Here is a 15102-nt window from a genome sequence, read left to right as displayed (position 1 = left end):
GGTGGTCAGCGGGACAGGGCTTGGGCGACGCTGGTCACGGTGGCGGTACGGCCCAGGAGGGTGACTGCGGCCCGGTGCAGCTCGGGGTTGGCGGCGGCAGTGGCATCCTCCAGAACCTCCACACGGTAGTCGCGGTCGTGCGCATCACGCGCCGCCGACATCACCACGAGGTCCGTGGACACCCCGCCCAGCAGCAGCCGGTCCACACCCTGGGAGCGCAGGAGCAGGTCCAGCGCGGTGCCGTGGAAGGGGCTCAGCCGGTGCTTGGCGAGCAGCACCTCGTCGGAGCGCGGCCGTACCCGTTCGTGCTGTTCGGTGCCCCAGGTGCCGAGCTGGAGCCGTTTCTCATAGCGGCACGGAGCGAACACCGGGGAGTCGGCGGGCCAGTCGGGGTAGCCGGGGGAGAAGCCGACGGTCACGTGGATGACCGGGATGTCCTGCTCGCGGGCGAGGTCCGCCGCTGTGGCGGCCCGCTCCAGGACGCCGCGGGAGGCCACTTGCTCCGCGTAGCCCTCCTTGGCGTAGCTGCCGTCGGGGTGGACCACGTCGTTGATGAGATCCATGAGAATGAGTGCCGGACGTCCCACGATGGGTCTCCACTGTCGCTCGGGGGCGAAGTATTGATATCGCCACGGCGGCGAATCAATTAAGTGCGGTACGACAATAGCCGCCGCCTCGTGCTGTGTCCCATTTCCATGAAGACCGCTCATGACGGTATGAGTGAATTTGTTTGATTTGCCGACCGGGAACCCGGTAGTCTCCTTTCCGCGAAAGAAATTCGCATCCCCCCTTCGAGGGCGCACCCAGAATCCCTTGGAGCCTGCGCGGACCCTTGATTCCAAAAGATCCGGAGGGCCCGTGCAGCATCTCGGAGAAAAAGCCGAAAGGTCTCATGTGGTGGAAGACTCGCATCGCATCGTCATAGTCGGCAGTGGCCCGCGGGGAGTGGGGGTACTGGAGCGGCTGGCCGCACGGCTGGCCGAAGGCGCGCCTCGCAGGATGGACATCTTTCTGGTGGACGCCGTGGAGGTCGGCTGCGGCCGGATCTGGCGTTCCGACCAGCCCGCCTGGTTCCTGATGAACACCGTTTGCGGCGAGGTCACCATGTTCTCCGGGCCGCCCGACGGCGGCCCCGCCCGCCCCGGCGCCGGCCCGTCGCTGGCCCAGTGGTGGGAGTTGCACGACCCCGACTGCGCCGGGCCCAACGCCTACGCCCCCCGGGCCCTGCACGGGCAGTACATGCGCTACGTGGTGGACACCGTCGAGGCGCACCTGCCGCCCTGGGCCGTGCTGCACCGCGTCACCGCCACTGTCGAGGACCTCGTCCCAAGCTCCGTCGGGTACAGCCTGCGGTTGTCCGACGGCACCTGGTTCCGGGCCGACCGGGTCGTGCTGACCACGGGACACCCGACGCCCGCCCTCACCGGCGTGCACCGCGAACTCGCCGAATTCGCCGCCGCCCGCCCGCACCTGCGCTACATACGCGGCGACTCCCCGGCCGACATGCCGCTGGACGAGATCCCCGCGACGGCGACCGTGGGGATCGTCGGCATCGGCCTGTCCTTCTACGACATCATGTACGCGCTCACCGTCGGGCGTGGCGGCACGTTCGCCGAGGACCCGGACGGGGACGTCCGCTACAAGCCGAGCGGCGACGAGCCCCGGATGCTCGTGGGTTCCCGCAGCGGGATGCCGCTGCCCGCCCGCGGACGCAACCAGAAGACGGCCGCCTACAAGGCCGGCAGCACCCTGTTCACACCGGACATCGTCCGGGCACACGCGGCCGGTGCGCCCCTGGACTTCGACCGGGACGTGCTGCCATGGCTGCTGGCCGAGATCCACCTGACGTACTTCACGGCGGTGCTGCGCGCCGAGGCCCCGGAGCGGGTGGAGGACTTCCGCACCGAGGTCGTCGCCCGGTCACGGCGGGGGGTGCCGGACGTGCTCGCCCTGGCCGAACGGCACGGTGTGCGGGACACCTCGACGGCGCCGGACCTGTGGCGGCTGAGCCGTCCCTTCAAGGGGCGGCCGTTCACCGGGGTGGCCGACTTCGACCGGGCGCTGGTCGAGGAAATGCGGCTCGACCTCGAACACGCCGAACGCGGCAACATGGACGACGCCCTGAAGACCTCCTTGGACGTGCTGCGCGACACCCGCTGGGTCATCCGCGAGCTGATGGACTTTGCCGGGTTCCACCCGCAGGCCCACCGCGGCTTCCTCACAGACTTCGCGCCGCGCCACTCCTTCCTCGCGGCCGGACCACCGCGGATCCGGGTGCGCTACGCGCTGTCCCTCATCCAGGCCGGGCTGTTGCGCGTCGTCGGGCCCGAGACCCGCTTCGCCGCGGACGCCGGGGCGGACTCCTTCACGATCTCCTCCGACGCCGTCCCGGGTTCGGAGGTTCCCGTGGACATCCTGATCGATGCCCGCATCCCCAACCCGGACGTACGGCTCGACCCCTCGCCGCTGACCGTCAACCTGCTGCGGCGCGGCATCTGGACGGAGTTCGTCAACGGTGAGGGGGAGTCGGCCTTCCGCACCGGCGGCGTGGCCGTCACCCGCACCCCGTTCCACCCGTTGACCGCCGAGGGCCAGCCCGACACTGGACTGATCGTGCTGGGCCTGCCCACCGAGCACACCCGCTGGTTCACCCTGGTCGGCAGTGGGCGCCCCGGACCGTGGAACGAGTTCATCCGCGACGCCGACGCCGTTGCCGCCGCGGCCCTCAACGCGGTACCAGCAGCCGTCCCTGCCGTCACGGTACCCACGACCCCGGTCGTGGAAGAAACCGTTCCCGCCCTGGAACCGGAAGGAGCCCCGGTATGAGCGACGTGCTCGCGGACCGGACCGAACCCCCCCAGCAGCGCACCGTCACGGTGCTCCGCGGCCTGCTCACCGCCGAGGGCCGTGACGCCCTCGACTGGAACGGCTGGATCGAGCCGGGCCGGGCCGGGGTGCAGATACGACCGCTGTACGCCACCCAGGCGCCGCAGAGTGCGACCGCGTTCCTGGTGCGCTTCGGTCCGGGTGCGCACGGCGATCTACACGAACACCTCGGCTATGAATTGATGTTCGTCCTCGACGGGGAACTCATCAACGACAACGGCGACCGCTACACCGTCGGCGACCTGGTCGTCGAGGATCCGGGCAGCGTGCACCGGGTGCGCACCGAGACCGGTGTCACCGTGCTCGGCGTGCGGCAGGCTCCCACGGTGTCCTGGGAAGCCGGCTGACCGGGGCCGGGACCGGGGCGGCCGTCGGAGCACGCGGGCGGGTGGCGTCCGCCCGCTCCGCTGCCGTGCCGGGCGGTCAGCCGGTGATCTCGATCGCGAAGGCGTCCCGGACCCCGTCCCGGCCGGCATCGGTGAGATGGACGACGCGCGGCGAGATGCCATGGCGCAGCCAGCCCAGGTCGAAGAACCGGGCGGCCAGGGCGGCGCCCAGTGCACCGGCTAGGTGGTGGCGCCGCTCGCTCCAGTCGACGCAGTAGCGCACCACGGGGCGGCGCCCCCGGACCAGCGCGTTCACGTCGATGCCGAACCTGCCGAAGCACTCACCACCCCGGAAGGTCAGGTGGTACGTCGTCTGCCTGCCGTAGGAGGCGGGCTGGTCGGGGCGGGAGCCGGACGCCGGGTCGCTCTTTTCCCGCCGGAGCAGCCCCTGGTCGAGGAAGGCCCCCATGAGCGCCACCCCCAGGGACCCCGCGAGGTGGTCGTAACAGGTGCGCGAACGCCTCAGCGCGTTGTGCCGGCTGCGGGCGCGCAGGGCGGTCACCGGGGTGGGGTCGGGCGGCGCGATGATGGCCAGTGCCTCCAGCGCGGCGGCGACGTCGGGGCCGGCCAGACGGAAGTAATGGTGCCGCCCGGAGTGTTCGGTCCGCACGAGCCCCGCCCCGGCGAGCTGGGCGAGGTGCACGCTCGCCGTCGGTACGCTCACTCCGGCCTCCGCCGCCAGGACCGTGACGCCCAGCGGCCGGCCGTCGGACAGCGCCTTGAGCATCCGGGCCCGGGAGGGGCTGGCCAGCAGGCGCGCGGCGCGCGACAGTTCCGGCTCGGTCTGGTCCGCGGCCTTGTCCCCGGCCCGGCCGCGGGCTTCGTCAGGGGCTTCTTCCATGCCCGCCATGCAACCACACTTTGGTGACCGGCTAAGTGTCCGGAGTCGAGGATGACCCACATGAGTACAACAACCGGAACGGCAGCGGCGAACGAGGCGCCGCTCCCTGCGATCGAGCGGCTGTCGTGGCCCCCGCTCATCGCCTTGAGCCTGGGCTACTTCCTGGTGATGCTGGACGTCACGGTCGTCACCGTCGCCGTCCCCGTCATCCGTGACTCGGTCGGCGCCGGCGCCTCGACGATGGCCTGGGTCGTCGACGGCTACAGCGCCGTCTTCGGCGGCCTGCTGCTCATGGGCGGCGGCTTCGGCGACCGGCTCGGACACCGCAAGGTGTTCCTCACCGGCCTCGGCCTCTTCGCCCTCGCCTCGGTCGGCTGTGCCGTGGCCACCAGCCCGGGGACGCTCATCGCCTCGCGCCTCGCACAGGGCGCCGGCGGAGCCCTGCTGGTGCCCACCTCCCTCGCCCTGCTGACCGCGGCCTACCCGGCCAGGGAAGTGCGGGCCAAGGCGCTCGGCGTCTGGGCCGGCATCTCCGGCATCGCGTTCGCGGCGGGACCCCTGGTGGGCGGTCTGCTGGTGGCCGGCCTGAACTGGCGCGCCGCGTTCTGGATCAACGTGCCCGTCGCGTTGCTGGCCGTCTGGCTGACCCGCAGGAACGTCCCCGCACCCACCGGCCGGACCGGCGCGCGCGGCCTGGACCCGGTGGGCCAGGTACTGGGCATCGTCGGCGTGCTGGCGCTGGCCGGCATGCTCAACGAAGCCGGCACCCAGGGCTGGATCTCGCCGGTGGTGCTGGGCGCCGGCGCGCTCGCCGCGGTCGCGCTCGTCTCGTTCGTCGTGGCCGAACGGCGGATGGAGGCACACGCGGACGCGGCCAGGCCGCCGCTGCTGCCCTTGTCACTGTTCCGGTCACCCGGTTTCTCCTCCACTGCCGCCGTGGGCGTCCTGCTCAACCTCGGCTACTACGGCATGCTCTATCTGTCCACGCTCTACCTGCAGAACGAACGCGGCTACGACGCGCTGGGCGCCGGCCTCGCCCTGCTGCCGACGGTGTGCATGGCCGTCGTCGCGGCCCCCCTGTCCGGCCGCCTGACCGCCCGTTACGGCCCGTACCTGCCGATGACCGGGGCTCTGCTGCTCGGTGCCCTGGGGTTCTTCGGCTGGCTGCTCGCCGGCCCCGACGCCCCCTACTGGATGCTGCTGCCCGCCCTCATCGCGACCGGCCTCGCCACCCCGAGCACGGTCCCGGCGGCCACCGCCGCCATCGTGCAGGCCGCCCCCGCCGAGAACGCCGGTGTGGCGTCGGCGGTGTTCAACGTGGCGCGCCAGATCGGCAATTCGCTCGGCGTCGCCCTCTTCGCCTCCCTGATCGCAGGCCGGGATCTGGTTTCCGGCCTGCACATCTCGGCCCTCATCGCCTCGGCGGCCTTCTTCGCCGCAATGCTGCTCGCCCTGTCCTCCTGGCGGAACGCAAAGGCGCGCGCCGCTGTCTGAACCTTCCGGAACGAGGAGTATCGGAACCATGGCACCCCGCACCGTCGTCAACAGGTTCGGCCGCAGCGGCCCGAAGGCCTCCCACGGAACCGTCTCGAGCGTCTCCTGCACCACCGACCGCGCCGTTCCGTCGGCCCGCCTGCTGCACCAGAACTTCGGCGTACGGCGCGGCCTGAAGAACGCCCCGCACGCCTGCACCGGTGACCAGCGCCTCCGCGACGCCCCGCACCGCGACTTCCACCGGGCCCGGGCGGCCGCCGACACCATCATCCCGACCACCATCGATGCCGCCAGGACCATCGGCTACGACAACGAGGTCGGCTTTTCCCCTCGCACCGTCGACGTGGTCCGCCTCCTGGCCGCCCTTGGCTGACCCCGGTCCGCCGGACCGCCCACCGGCCGCCCGGCCGAACGCTCCCGCACGTCTTCACCGGCTTCGGGAGCGTTCGGCCGGGTGTCATAATCCGCTCCCGTGATCGTTCATCCGGGCTTGGGCGCGCCTCCATGAGGGAATGGAAGGCTGATACGACGTGTCAAAGGCGATACGCGGTCAGTGCGCCTGCCCGGCCGCGTCGCGTGCACCGGCGCGTCCCGCGGTGACGCGCTGTCTCTCGGCCATGCCGCCGGCGGGCGCACCACGGCATCCGACATGTGAACCACGCCGGCCGGGTCCCGCTCCCCGGCCGCGCTTCTGCCTGCTCCGGGTCCGCGTTCCCGTTCCGCGGACGCTCCGCTGCGACGACGCAGCCCGGCCGGGTGACACGTCCGGCCGCGTCCTCCTGCGAGCGCGACCCCCGTTCACGCCGACACATTGGGGAATCAGACATGGCAAAGACTTCGTTCCCAGGAAACGCCGTCAGCCTCCGCAGCGTTCGCGAGGTCACGGTCAGACCGAGGCGCTCCCCGGCGCCCACCGTTCTGGTGGCGGACAGTGATCCGCTGTCCCGCCACATCATCGGGACGACGTTACGGGACAGCGGCATGGTGCTGGGGGTGACCACCGTCGACGCGGGGCGGCCGCTGCGCGAGTGGCGGCTCGACGGGGTCGAGGTGGTGCTGTGGTCGGTCGGCTCCAGCGGCGACGTGAGCCGACAAGTCCGTGCGCTGACCGCCAGACGCATACGGGTACTGCTGCTCAGCGCCCGCTGGACGACGGGGGAGATACGTTCCGCCCTGGCGGCCGGCGCGACGGGACTGCTCACCAAGGACGCCAGGATCGACCGGTTGGTGGTTGCGGTCAACGCGGCGGCTGCCGGCTACACGCTCGTCAATTCGGAGCTTGCCGTCTTCGTCTCACCGGCTGTGCACGGAGGACACAGCGGGGCGGACAGGGAGACGCCCGGTTCCGGAACCGACGACGTGAAACCCCATCCCGCGCAGAAACTGCTGAACCTTTCCGACCGCGAGTTCGAGGTGCTCTCCCACCTGGCCTCCGGACGGTCCACGGGAGAGGTGGCGAAGCTGCTGGACATCAAGGCCGCGACCGTGAAGAGCCATGTCTCTCACCTGCTGGCCAAGTTGCAGGTCCGCAACCGGGTCGAGGCGGTCCTGATCTACCAGCAGGTCATCACCCAGCACTCCTCGGTCATCCCCATGGACACACAGGCACAGGCCGTACGCCAGGGACCGGGGGCGCCACAGGACGGACCGAAGGCCCGCTTCGCCTGCTGAGGGCGTTCGATCGATGGGGCCACGCGCGAAACCGCGCGGGCGGGCGGGCCCCGGAGTCGGCGGAGGTGCGCGCGCCCGGCCGCCCCGAGGGGCCTCGCCCGGGGCCGCGGTGCACGCCGTGGCGCGCGGCCCGGCACTGGAACGCGCTCCGCACGAGGTCTGGGTGGAGCGCGCCCCGCGCGGTGACGGTCCCGACGGACCGCCCCGCCACCCGGCGGTCCCGGGGTGCCCCATGCCGTTCCAGGTCCTGGACGGCAGCGGGCGCCCCGGCCGTCCGGGGCTGGCGGAAGTGGTCAAAGGACTTGCGGGAAGCGGGAGTTGTGGCGTGTGTCCGTGTTCGCCGCTGGTGGATCGCCAGAAGTGGGTGGAATTGTCATGCGCCCGCTACGCAGAGTGTGCTGGGGTGCGAGGGTTTCGTGGTTTCCCTAAACGATTCTGTGATCTGCCGCACAGTCCGGTGAGGCGGGTGAGACATCTGTGTTACCGCCGTGTGGCGCGTTCACGTCGCCTGCACAGGCCGGTCGCCCGGTGTTGCGGCAAAAGCCTCGCGGTGCCGTTCCGTGCGCGCTTTTCGGTGTCCGGGACCGGACTGCACACGCGCAGGGGCGCGCAAGGTCACCCTCGGTGACGAGTTGACCGCCTGTCGTGGCGCCAGTTGACTACCGCGCACCACCCCCCACACCGGAGACTCCCATGCGGACGCTCACCTCCCCCGTGCCGTCTGACTTCCCGACGGACGCCGTCCTCGCGGTGAACCCGCTGCACCGCCCCTCGCCCCGCCTCACCGCCGCGGCGGGCCGGGCCGGTGCCCTCGGCGTGCTCGAACTGCCCGAGCGGGCACGCGAGGCCGCCGACGTCCTGGACCGCACCGCCCGCTGGTCCGCCGGCCGGCCCTTCGGGGTCCGGGTCCGCCCCGGCTGCCCGCTCGGCGCCGCGGACCTCCCCGAGGGCGCCACCACGGTGCTGCTCGCCGACCCCGCACGGACCGCCGCCGACTTCCCGGGCCGCCGGGTGCTCGTGGAGGTCACCAGCCTCCCCGAGGCCGCCGGCGCGGTCCGGTCCGGCGCCGCGGGGCTGCTGCTGCGGGGCAGCGAGTGCGGCGGCCGGGCCGGTGAGCTGAGCACCTTCGTCCTGCTGCAGGGGGTGCTCGCCGACCCGGGGATCACCGTCCCCGTCTGGGCCTGGGGCGGCATCGGTCCGCGCACCGCCGCCGCCGCGGTGGCCGGCGGCGCCACGGGCGTGGTGCTCGACGTCCAGCTCGCGCTGCTCGACGAAGCCGAACCCGACGCCGAGACCGCCGAGGCGCTGGGCTCGCTGGACGGCTCCGAGAGCGTCCTGGTCGACGGGGTGCGCTACCTGCGCCGCCGCGGGCCGCAGGCTCCCGAGCCGCCCGCCGACCGGGCCGCCGCGGAGCGCGCCCTGGCCGCCGCCGACCCCGCGCTGCGCCTGCTGCCGGTCGGCCAGGACGGCTACCTCGCGGCCTCCTTCGCCGCCCGGTCCGCCACCGTCGCGGAGGCGGTCCGCCGGGTCCGCGACGCGATCACCCGCGCCGCCGCCGACGGGGCCCCCGCAGCCGCCCTCGCCGAGGGCTCCGCCGGGGCCCGCGCGCTCGGCACCCGCCTCCCGATCGCCCAGGGCCCGATGACCAGGGTCAGCGACGAGCCCGACTTCGCCGCCGCGGTCGCCGCCGAGGGGGCGCTGCCCTTCCTCGCCCTCGCCCTCGCCGACGCCACGCGCACCCGGGCGATGCTGGAGCGCACCCGGGACACGCTGCCCGAAGGCGCCTGCTGGGGCGTGGGCATCCTGGGCTTCGCCGACGAGCGGGTCAAGCAGGCCCAGCTCGCCGTCGTGCGGGAGCTGAGACCCAGTCACGCGATCATCGCGGGCGGCCGTCCCGCGCAGGCCGCCGCCCTGGAGGCGGAGGGCATCTCGGCCTTCCTGCACGTGCCCTCGCCCGGGCTGCTGCGGCAGTTCCTCGCCGCGGGCGCCCGCAAGTTCATCTTCGAGGGCGCCGAGTGCGGCGGCCACATCGGGCCCCGCAACAGCTTCCCGCTCTGGGAGGCGCAGACCGAAGTGCTGCGCGAATGGCTCGCCGCGCAGGGACCCGGGGCGGCCCGGGAGCTGACCGTGCTCTTCGCGGGCGGCATCCACGACGCCCGCTCCGCCGCCATGGCCGCGACCGTCGCCGCCCCGCTGACCGAGGCGGGCGCGGGCTTCGGCGTACTGATGGGCACCGCCTACCTGTTCACCGCCGAGGCGGTCGGCGCGGGCGCCATCCAGCCGCTCTTCCAGCGGCGGGTCCTCGCCGCCGAGCGCACCGACCTGCTGGAGACCGCGCCGGGCCACGCCACCCGCTGCGCCGCCAGCGAGGTCACCCGCGACTTCGCCGCGCTGCGCGACGCACTCGCCGCCGAGGGCGTGCCGGACCGCGACGTCTGGGAGCGCCTGGAGCGCTTCAACGTCGGCCGGCTGCGCATCGCCTCCAAGGGGGTCGAGCGGGTCGGGGACGAACTGCGCGCGGTGGACGAGGAGCGCCAGGGCAGCGAGGGCATGTTCATGGCCGGCGAGGTCAGCGTGCTGCGCGGGGAGGTCACCACGGTCGCCGCCCTGCACCGGGACGTGACCGAGGGCGCCGCCGCGTGGCTCGGCGCGCGTGCCGCCGCCGAGAGCGCCCCGGCCGCCGAGGAGGCACCCGCGCCGCTGCGCGTCGCCGTGGTCGGCATGGCCGCGATGTTCCCCGGCGCCCGTGACCTGGGCGAGTTCTGGGCCAACGTGGTGTCCGGCGCCGACAGCGTCACCGAGGTGCCCGCCGAGCGCTGGGACCCGGAGCGGTACTACGCCCCGGACGGCGACGGCGAACGCACCCCCTCCCGCTGGGGCGGCTTCCTGCCCGAGATCCCCTTCGACCCCCTGCGCTACGGCATCCCGCCCGCCTCCCTGCCCAGCATCGAACCGGTACAGCTGCTCGCCCTGGAGGCGGCCCGCCGCGCGCTCGCCGACGCCGGGTACGACGGTCCGGACGCCGACCACCGCCGCACCTCGGTGATCTTCGGCGCCGAGGCGGGCAGCGACCTCGCCAACGCCACCACCCTGCGCACCGTGCTGCCCGCCTACGTCGGCACCCTGCCGCCGGGCCTGGAGGAACAGCTGCCGAAGCTGACCGAGGACTCCTTCCCCGGCATGCTCGCCAACGTCATCGCCGGGCGCATCGCCAACCGGCTCGACCTCGGCGGCGCCAACTACACCGTCGACGCCGCCTGCGCCTCCTCGCTCACCGCCGTCGACGCCGCCTGCAAGGAACTCACCACCGGCACCAGCGACCTGGTGCTCTGCGGCGGCGCCGACCTGCACAACGGCATCAACGACTACCTGCTGTTCTCCTCGGTGCACGCGCTCTCGCCCTCCGGCCGGTCGGCCACCTTCGACGCGAGCGCGGACGGCATCGCCCTCGGCGAGGGCGTCGCCTGCGTGGCCCTCAAGCGCCTGGCCGACGCCGAGCGCGACGGCGACCGCGTCTACGCCGTGATCGACGGCGTGGGCAGCGCCAGCGACGGCCGCGGCCTCGGCCTGACCGCGCCCCGCCCCGAGGGCCAGCGCGCCGCCCTGACACGCGCCTACGCCAACGCCCGCGTCTCCCCGGCCGAGGTCGGCCTGATCGAGGCGCACGGCACCGGCACCGTCGTCGGTGACCGCACCGAACTCGCCACCCTCACCGAGGTGTTCCAGGAGCACGGGGCCAAGCCCGGCTCCTGCGCCATCGGTTCGGTCAAGTCCCAGATCGGGCACACCAAGTGCGCCGCGGGCCTGGCCGGGCTGATCAAGACCACCCTCGCGCTGTACCACGGCGTCAAGCCGCCCACCCTGCACCTGAGCACCCCCAACCCGGCCTGGGAGGCGGACGCCAGCCCCTTCGTCTTCCACACCAGTGCCGCCCCCTGGGCCGCCGAACCGGCCGAGCGGATCGCGGGCGTCAGCGCGTTCGGCTTCGGCGGCACCAACTTCCACGTCGTGCTGCGCGCCCACGACCAGGCGCCCGCCGCGCACGCCCTGGACGCCTGGCCGGCCGAGCTGTTCACCTTCCGCGGCCACGACGAGGAGAGCGCCGTCAAGTCGGTCCGCGTCCTCCTCACCCTGCTCGGCCAGGACGGCGGCAGGAGCCGGCTGCGCGACTTCGCCCGGCACACCGCCGAACGCAGCGACCGGGCCGCGCTGCGCGGCGAGCCCGTACGCATCGCGGTGGTCGCCTCCTCGCCGGCGGAGCTGGCGGACCTGCTGCGCCGGGCCGCCGAGGGCGAACACGCCCCCGCCGACGGCATCCACCTCGCGCGCGCCGTACCGCAGGAGGTCCGTGACGGACGGCTCGCCCTGCTCTTCCCCGGCCAGGGCAGCCAGCGTCCCGGCATGCTCGCGCCGCTCTTCGTCGCCTTCCCCGGTCTGCACCGCCACCTCCACCTCGGCGCCCGCTGGGCCGGCACGGTCTTCCCGCCCGCCGCGCTCGACGCCGACGCCGCGGCCCGCGCCCAGGCCCGGATCACCGACACCGCCGTGGCCCAGCCCGCCCTCGGCATCACCGCGCTCGCCGCCACCGAACTGCTCACCACGCTCGGGGTGCGCCCCGCGATGGCCGGCGGCCACAGCTACGGCGAACTCGCCGCGCTCGCCGCCGCCGGGGTGTTCACCCCGGCCGAGCTGCTCGCCGCCAGCGCCGCCCGCGCCCGGGCCATCCTCGGCCGGGTCCCGCGGGACGACGCGGGCGCCATGGCCGCGGTCGGCGCGTCCGCCGACCGGGTCGAGGAGGTCCTGCGACTCGCGGAGCTGGCCGGCGACGTCGTGGCCGCCAACCACAACTCGCCCACCCAGACGGTCGTCTCGGGCCCCAGCGAGGCGGTCGCCTCGGCGGTCGCGCACCTGAGGGACGCCGGGCACACCGCGAAGCCGCTGAAGGTGGCCTGCGCCTTCCACAGCCCGCTGCTCGACGGCGCGGACGAGGACTTCGGCGCGTTCCTGGCCGGCCTCGACCCGGCGGCCCCGGCCTTCCCGGTCTGGGCCAACCGCACCGCGGCCCCCTATCCCGAGGACGCCGAAGGCATCCGCGGCGAACTGGCCGCCCAGATCGGCTCCCCGGTCCGCTTCACCGACCAGATCGAGGCCATGTACGCGGCCGGGGCCAGGGTCTTCGTCGAGGCCGGGCCCGGCAAGGTGCTGAGCCGCCTGGTGGCGGACGTGCTGGCGGGCCGCCCGCACTGCACCGTGCCCCTGGAGGACGGCCGTGACGGCGGACTGCCCGGCTTCCTGACCGCGCTCGCCCGGCTCGCCGTCAGCGGTGTCGAGCTGCGCACCCGGCCCCTGTTCACCGGCCGCGACACCGCCGACCCGGCCGCCGCCGGCACCGTCCGGCGGGCCGGCTTCACCGTCGACGGCCACCTGCTGCGCCGTGCCGACGGCGTCTTCCCGCCGCACGCCCTGCGCCCCGCCCGACCCGTGACGGAGTTCACCTTGCCCGACCCGCGTCACCCCTCCGCACCGGCCGCCGGTCCCGAAGCGCTGATCGCGGAATTCCTCCGCAGCAGCCGGGACATGGTCTCCGCCCAGCGCGACGTACTCCTCTCCTACCTGGGTGCACCCGAACCCGCCCCGTCGGCACAGCCGTTGACCGTACAGGCGATATCCGTGGCGCAGACCGCCCCGGCCGTCGCCCCGGTGTCGGCCGCCGCCGTGCCGCCGTCCGCCGTGCCCGCCGCCCCGGGTTCCCCGGTCCTGGACACCGTCCTCGAAGTGGTCGCGGAGCGCACCGGCTATCCGGTGGACATGCTGGAGCCGGACCTGGACCTGGAGGCCGACCTCAGCATCGACTCCATCAAGCGCGCCGAGATCGCCGGCGAACTGGCCGCCCGGCTCGGTATCGCCGCCGGGGACGGCGGGCAACTGGAGGAACTGAGCGGCGTCCGCACCGCCGAGGGCATCGCCGCGTTCCTCGCCGACCGGCTCGGCACCACCGCCACCGCCGTCCCGGCCGCCACCGCCGTCCCGGCCGCCGCGCCCGCGCCCGCCGCGGCGGGTGTTCCGGCCGGTGGCGTGCCCGTGCTGACCACCGTCCTCGAAGTGGTCGCGGAGCGCACCGGTTACCCGGTGGACATGCTGGAGCCGGACCTGGACCTGGAGGCCGACCTCAGCATCGACTCCATCAAGCGCACCGAGATCGCCGGCGAACTCGGCGCCCGCCTCGCTCTGGGCGCCGCCGAGGCCGACCTCGAAGTCCTCAGCGGCGCCCGCACCGTCGCCGCGCTTAGCGCACTCCTCGAAGCCGCCCTGGGCTCCGCCCCCGCCCCCGCTCCCGCCCCCGCCCCCGCTCCCGCCACGGCGGACGGACCGCTACCCGAGATCACCGCCCCGCAGCGGCTGCTCTTCACCGAACGCGTCCTGGAGCCGGTCACCGCGCGTCCGGAGCCCGGCAGCCGGGTGCAGATCCTCGGCGGTGGCGAGACCGCCACCGAACTGGCCGCGCTGCTGGCCGGGGCCGGCGTCGGGACCGACCTGGTCCCCGAGGGCGAACTGCCCGCCGAGGGCGCCGAGACGGTCGTACACCTGGCACCGCTGGAGGCCGGGGAACCCGTACTGCCCGGGGCCTTCGCGCTCTACCAGCGGGTCCTCGCCGCCGGCCCGCGCCGCCTGCTCGCCGCCGACCGGCGGGGCACCGGGGCGCCCAGCGGGCTGCGCGGCTTCTTCCGCTCGGTGGCCCGCGAGTACCCCGCCACCCGCGCCACACTGGCCGAGGTCCCGGACGGGGCGAGCGCCGCCGAGGCCGCCCGCGCCCTCTTCGCCGAACTCGCCGCCCCCGAGGGCGAGCCGGTGGTGCTGCTGGACCAGGACGGCCGGCGCCGCGCCCCGCACCTGCGGCCCACCCCGCTCGGCGCGGTCGCCACCAGCGGCGCGGGACCGGCCGGTGACGGCGTCGCCGAGGCCGAGGCCGTCGGGCTCGACCGCGAGTCGGTGGTCCTCCTGGTCGGCGGCGCCCGGGGCATCACCGCCCGCTTCGCCCGCACCCTGGCCGCCGCCGCCCGCTGCCGCCTGGTCCTGTTCGGGCGCACCCCGGAACCCGCGACGGCCGAGGACCCGGCCACGGCCGGGGCCACCGACCGCTCCTCGCTCCGCGGCGCCCTGCTCGCCGCGAAGCTCACCACCACCCCCGCCGAGACCGAGCGCCGGGTCTCCGCGCTGCTCGCCGAGCGCGAGGTGCGCGCCACCCTGGCCGCCCTGCGCGAGCTGGGCAGCGAGGCCGAGTACCAGCGGGTGGACGTGCTGGACGCGGAGGCGGTGGGCGCCGCGGTCAAGCAGGTGTACGCCCAGTACGGGCGGCTCGACGGGCTGGTCTACGCGGCCGGCCTCATCGAGGACAAGCTGATCGCCGAGAAGACCCCGGAGTCCTTCGCCCGGGTCTTCACCACCAAGGCCGACGGTGCCCGCACCGTCCTCGACGCGGTGGACCGGCTGCCGGTGAGCCCGCGCTTCGCGGTGCTGTTCGGCTCCATCGCCGCCGCCCTCGGCAACCGCGGCCAGAGCGACTACGCGAGCGCCAACGACGCCCTGGAGGAACTGGGCCGCCGCTGGTCCGGTGCGGAGCGGCGCGGCCTGACCGTGCACTGGGGCCCCTGGGCCGCCTCCGAGACCGGCGGCGGCATGGTCAGCCCCGAGCTGATGCGCTCCTACGCGGCGCGCGGCATCAAGCTGATCGACCTGGAGGAGGGCCCGCTCAGCCTGCTGCGCGAACTCGCCTACGGCGCCCCGGACGAGCACGCCGTGGTCTACACCGCCTCCGGATGGTGA

General features: G+C 74.1%; 8 protein-coding genes. 6 read left to right on the top strand and 2 right to left on the bottom strand.

The window, feature by feature from the left end; genetic code table 11:
* Nucleotides 1-5: 5 nt before the first annotated feature.
* Complete coding sequence (locus tag QQY24_RS04330; RefSeq protein WP_301971326.1) at nt 6-587, bottom strand: cysteine hydrolase family protein; 582 nt, start codon at nt 585-587, stop codon at nt 6-8.
* Nucleotides 588-720: 133 nt separating this feature from the next.
* On the opposite strand from QQY24_RS04330, the gene QQY24_RS04325 reads away from it, so the two are divergent.
* Together QQY24_RS04325 and QQY24_RS04320 are read left to right on the top strand one after the other, a co-directional pair.
* The gene (locus QQY24_RS04325; RefSeq protein ID WP_367657977.1) at nt 721-2826 is read left to right on the top strand and encodes an FAD/NAD(P)-binding protein; all 2106 of its coding nucleotides are present in this window, start codon (nt 721-723) and stop codon (nt 2824-2826) included.
* Complete coding sequence (locus tag QQY24_RS04320; protein ID WP_301971324.1) at nt 2823-3233, top strand: cupin domain-containing protein; 411 nt, start codon at nt 2823-2825, stop codon at nt 3231-3233. Before QQY24_RS04325 ends, QQY24_RS04320 begins: the two co-directional genes overlap by 4 nt.
* A 76-nt stretch (nt 3234-3309) precedes the next feature.
* On the opposite strand, the gene QQY24_RS04315 is transcribed toward QQY24_RS04320, so the two are convergent.
* Entirely contained in the window at nt 3310-4113 is an 804-nt protein-coding gene (locus QQY24_RS04315) for a helix-turn-helix transcriptional regulator (RefSeq protein WP_301971323.1), read from the bottom strand.
* Between the two features lie 60 nt (nt 4114-4173).
* On the opposite strand from QQY24_RS04315, the gene QQY24_RS04310 reads away from it, so the two are divergent.
* The 4 genes from QQY24_RS04310 to QQY24_RS04295 all read left to right on the top strand — a co-directional run bounded on the left by QQY24_RS04310 (nt 4174) and on the right by QQY24_RS04295 (nt 15102).
* Complete coding sequence (locus tag QQY24_RS04310) at nt 4174-5607, top strand: MFS transporter (RefSeq protein WP_301971322.1); 1434 nt, start codon at nt 4174-4176, stop codon at nt 5605-5607.
* Between the two features lie 28 nt (nt 5608-5635).
* Nucleotides 5636-5980 (top strand): hypothetical protein, encoded by a 345-nt coding sequence (locus QQY24_RS04305; protein ID WP_301971321.1) that lies wholly within the window; start codon nt 5636-5638, stop codon nt 5978-5980.
* Nucleotides 5981-6432: 452 nt separating this feature from the next.
* Nucleotides 6433-7278, top strand: coding sequence for a response regulator transcription factor (locus tag QQY24_RS04300; protein WP_301971320.1), 846 nt, complete (start codon nt 6433-6435; stop codon nt 7276-7278).
* 693 nt (nt 7279-7971) lie between these two features.
* Nucleotides 7972-15102, top strand: a complete 7131-nt coding sequence (locus QQY24_RS04295) for a type I polyketide synthase (RefSeq protein ID WP_301971319.1) — start codon at nt 7972-7974, stop codon at nt 15100-15102.

Origin of the sequence: Streptomyces sp. TG1A-8, assembly GCF_030499535.1 — a bacterium.
GTDB lineage: Bacteria > Actinomycetota > Actinomycetes > Streptomycetales > Streptomycetaceae > Streptomyces.
Note: the sequence above shows the minus strand (reverse complement) of the source record. Positions and strands in the feature narration are given on the sequence as shown.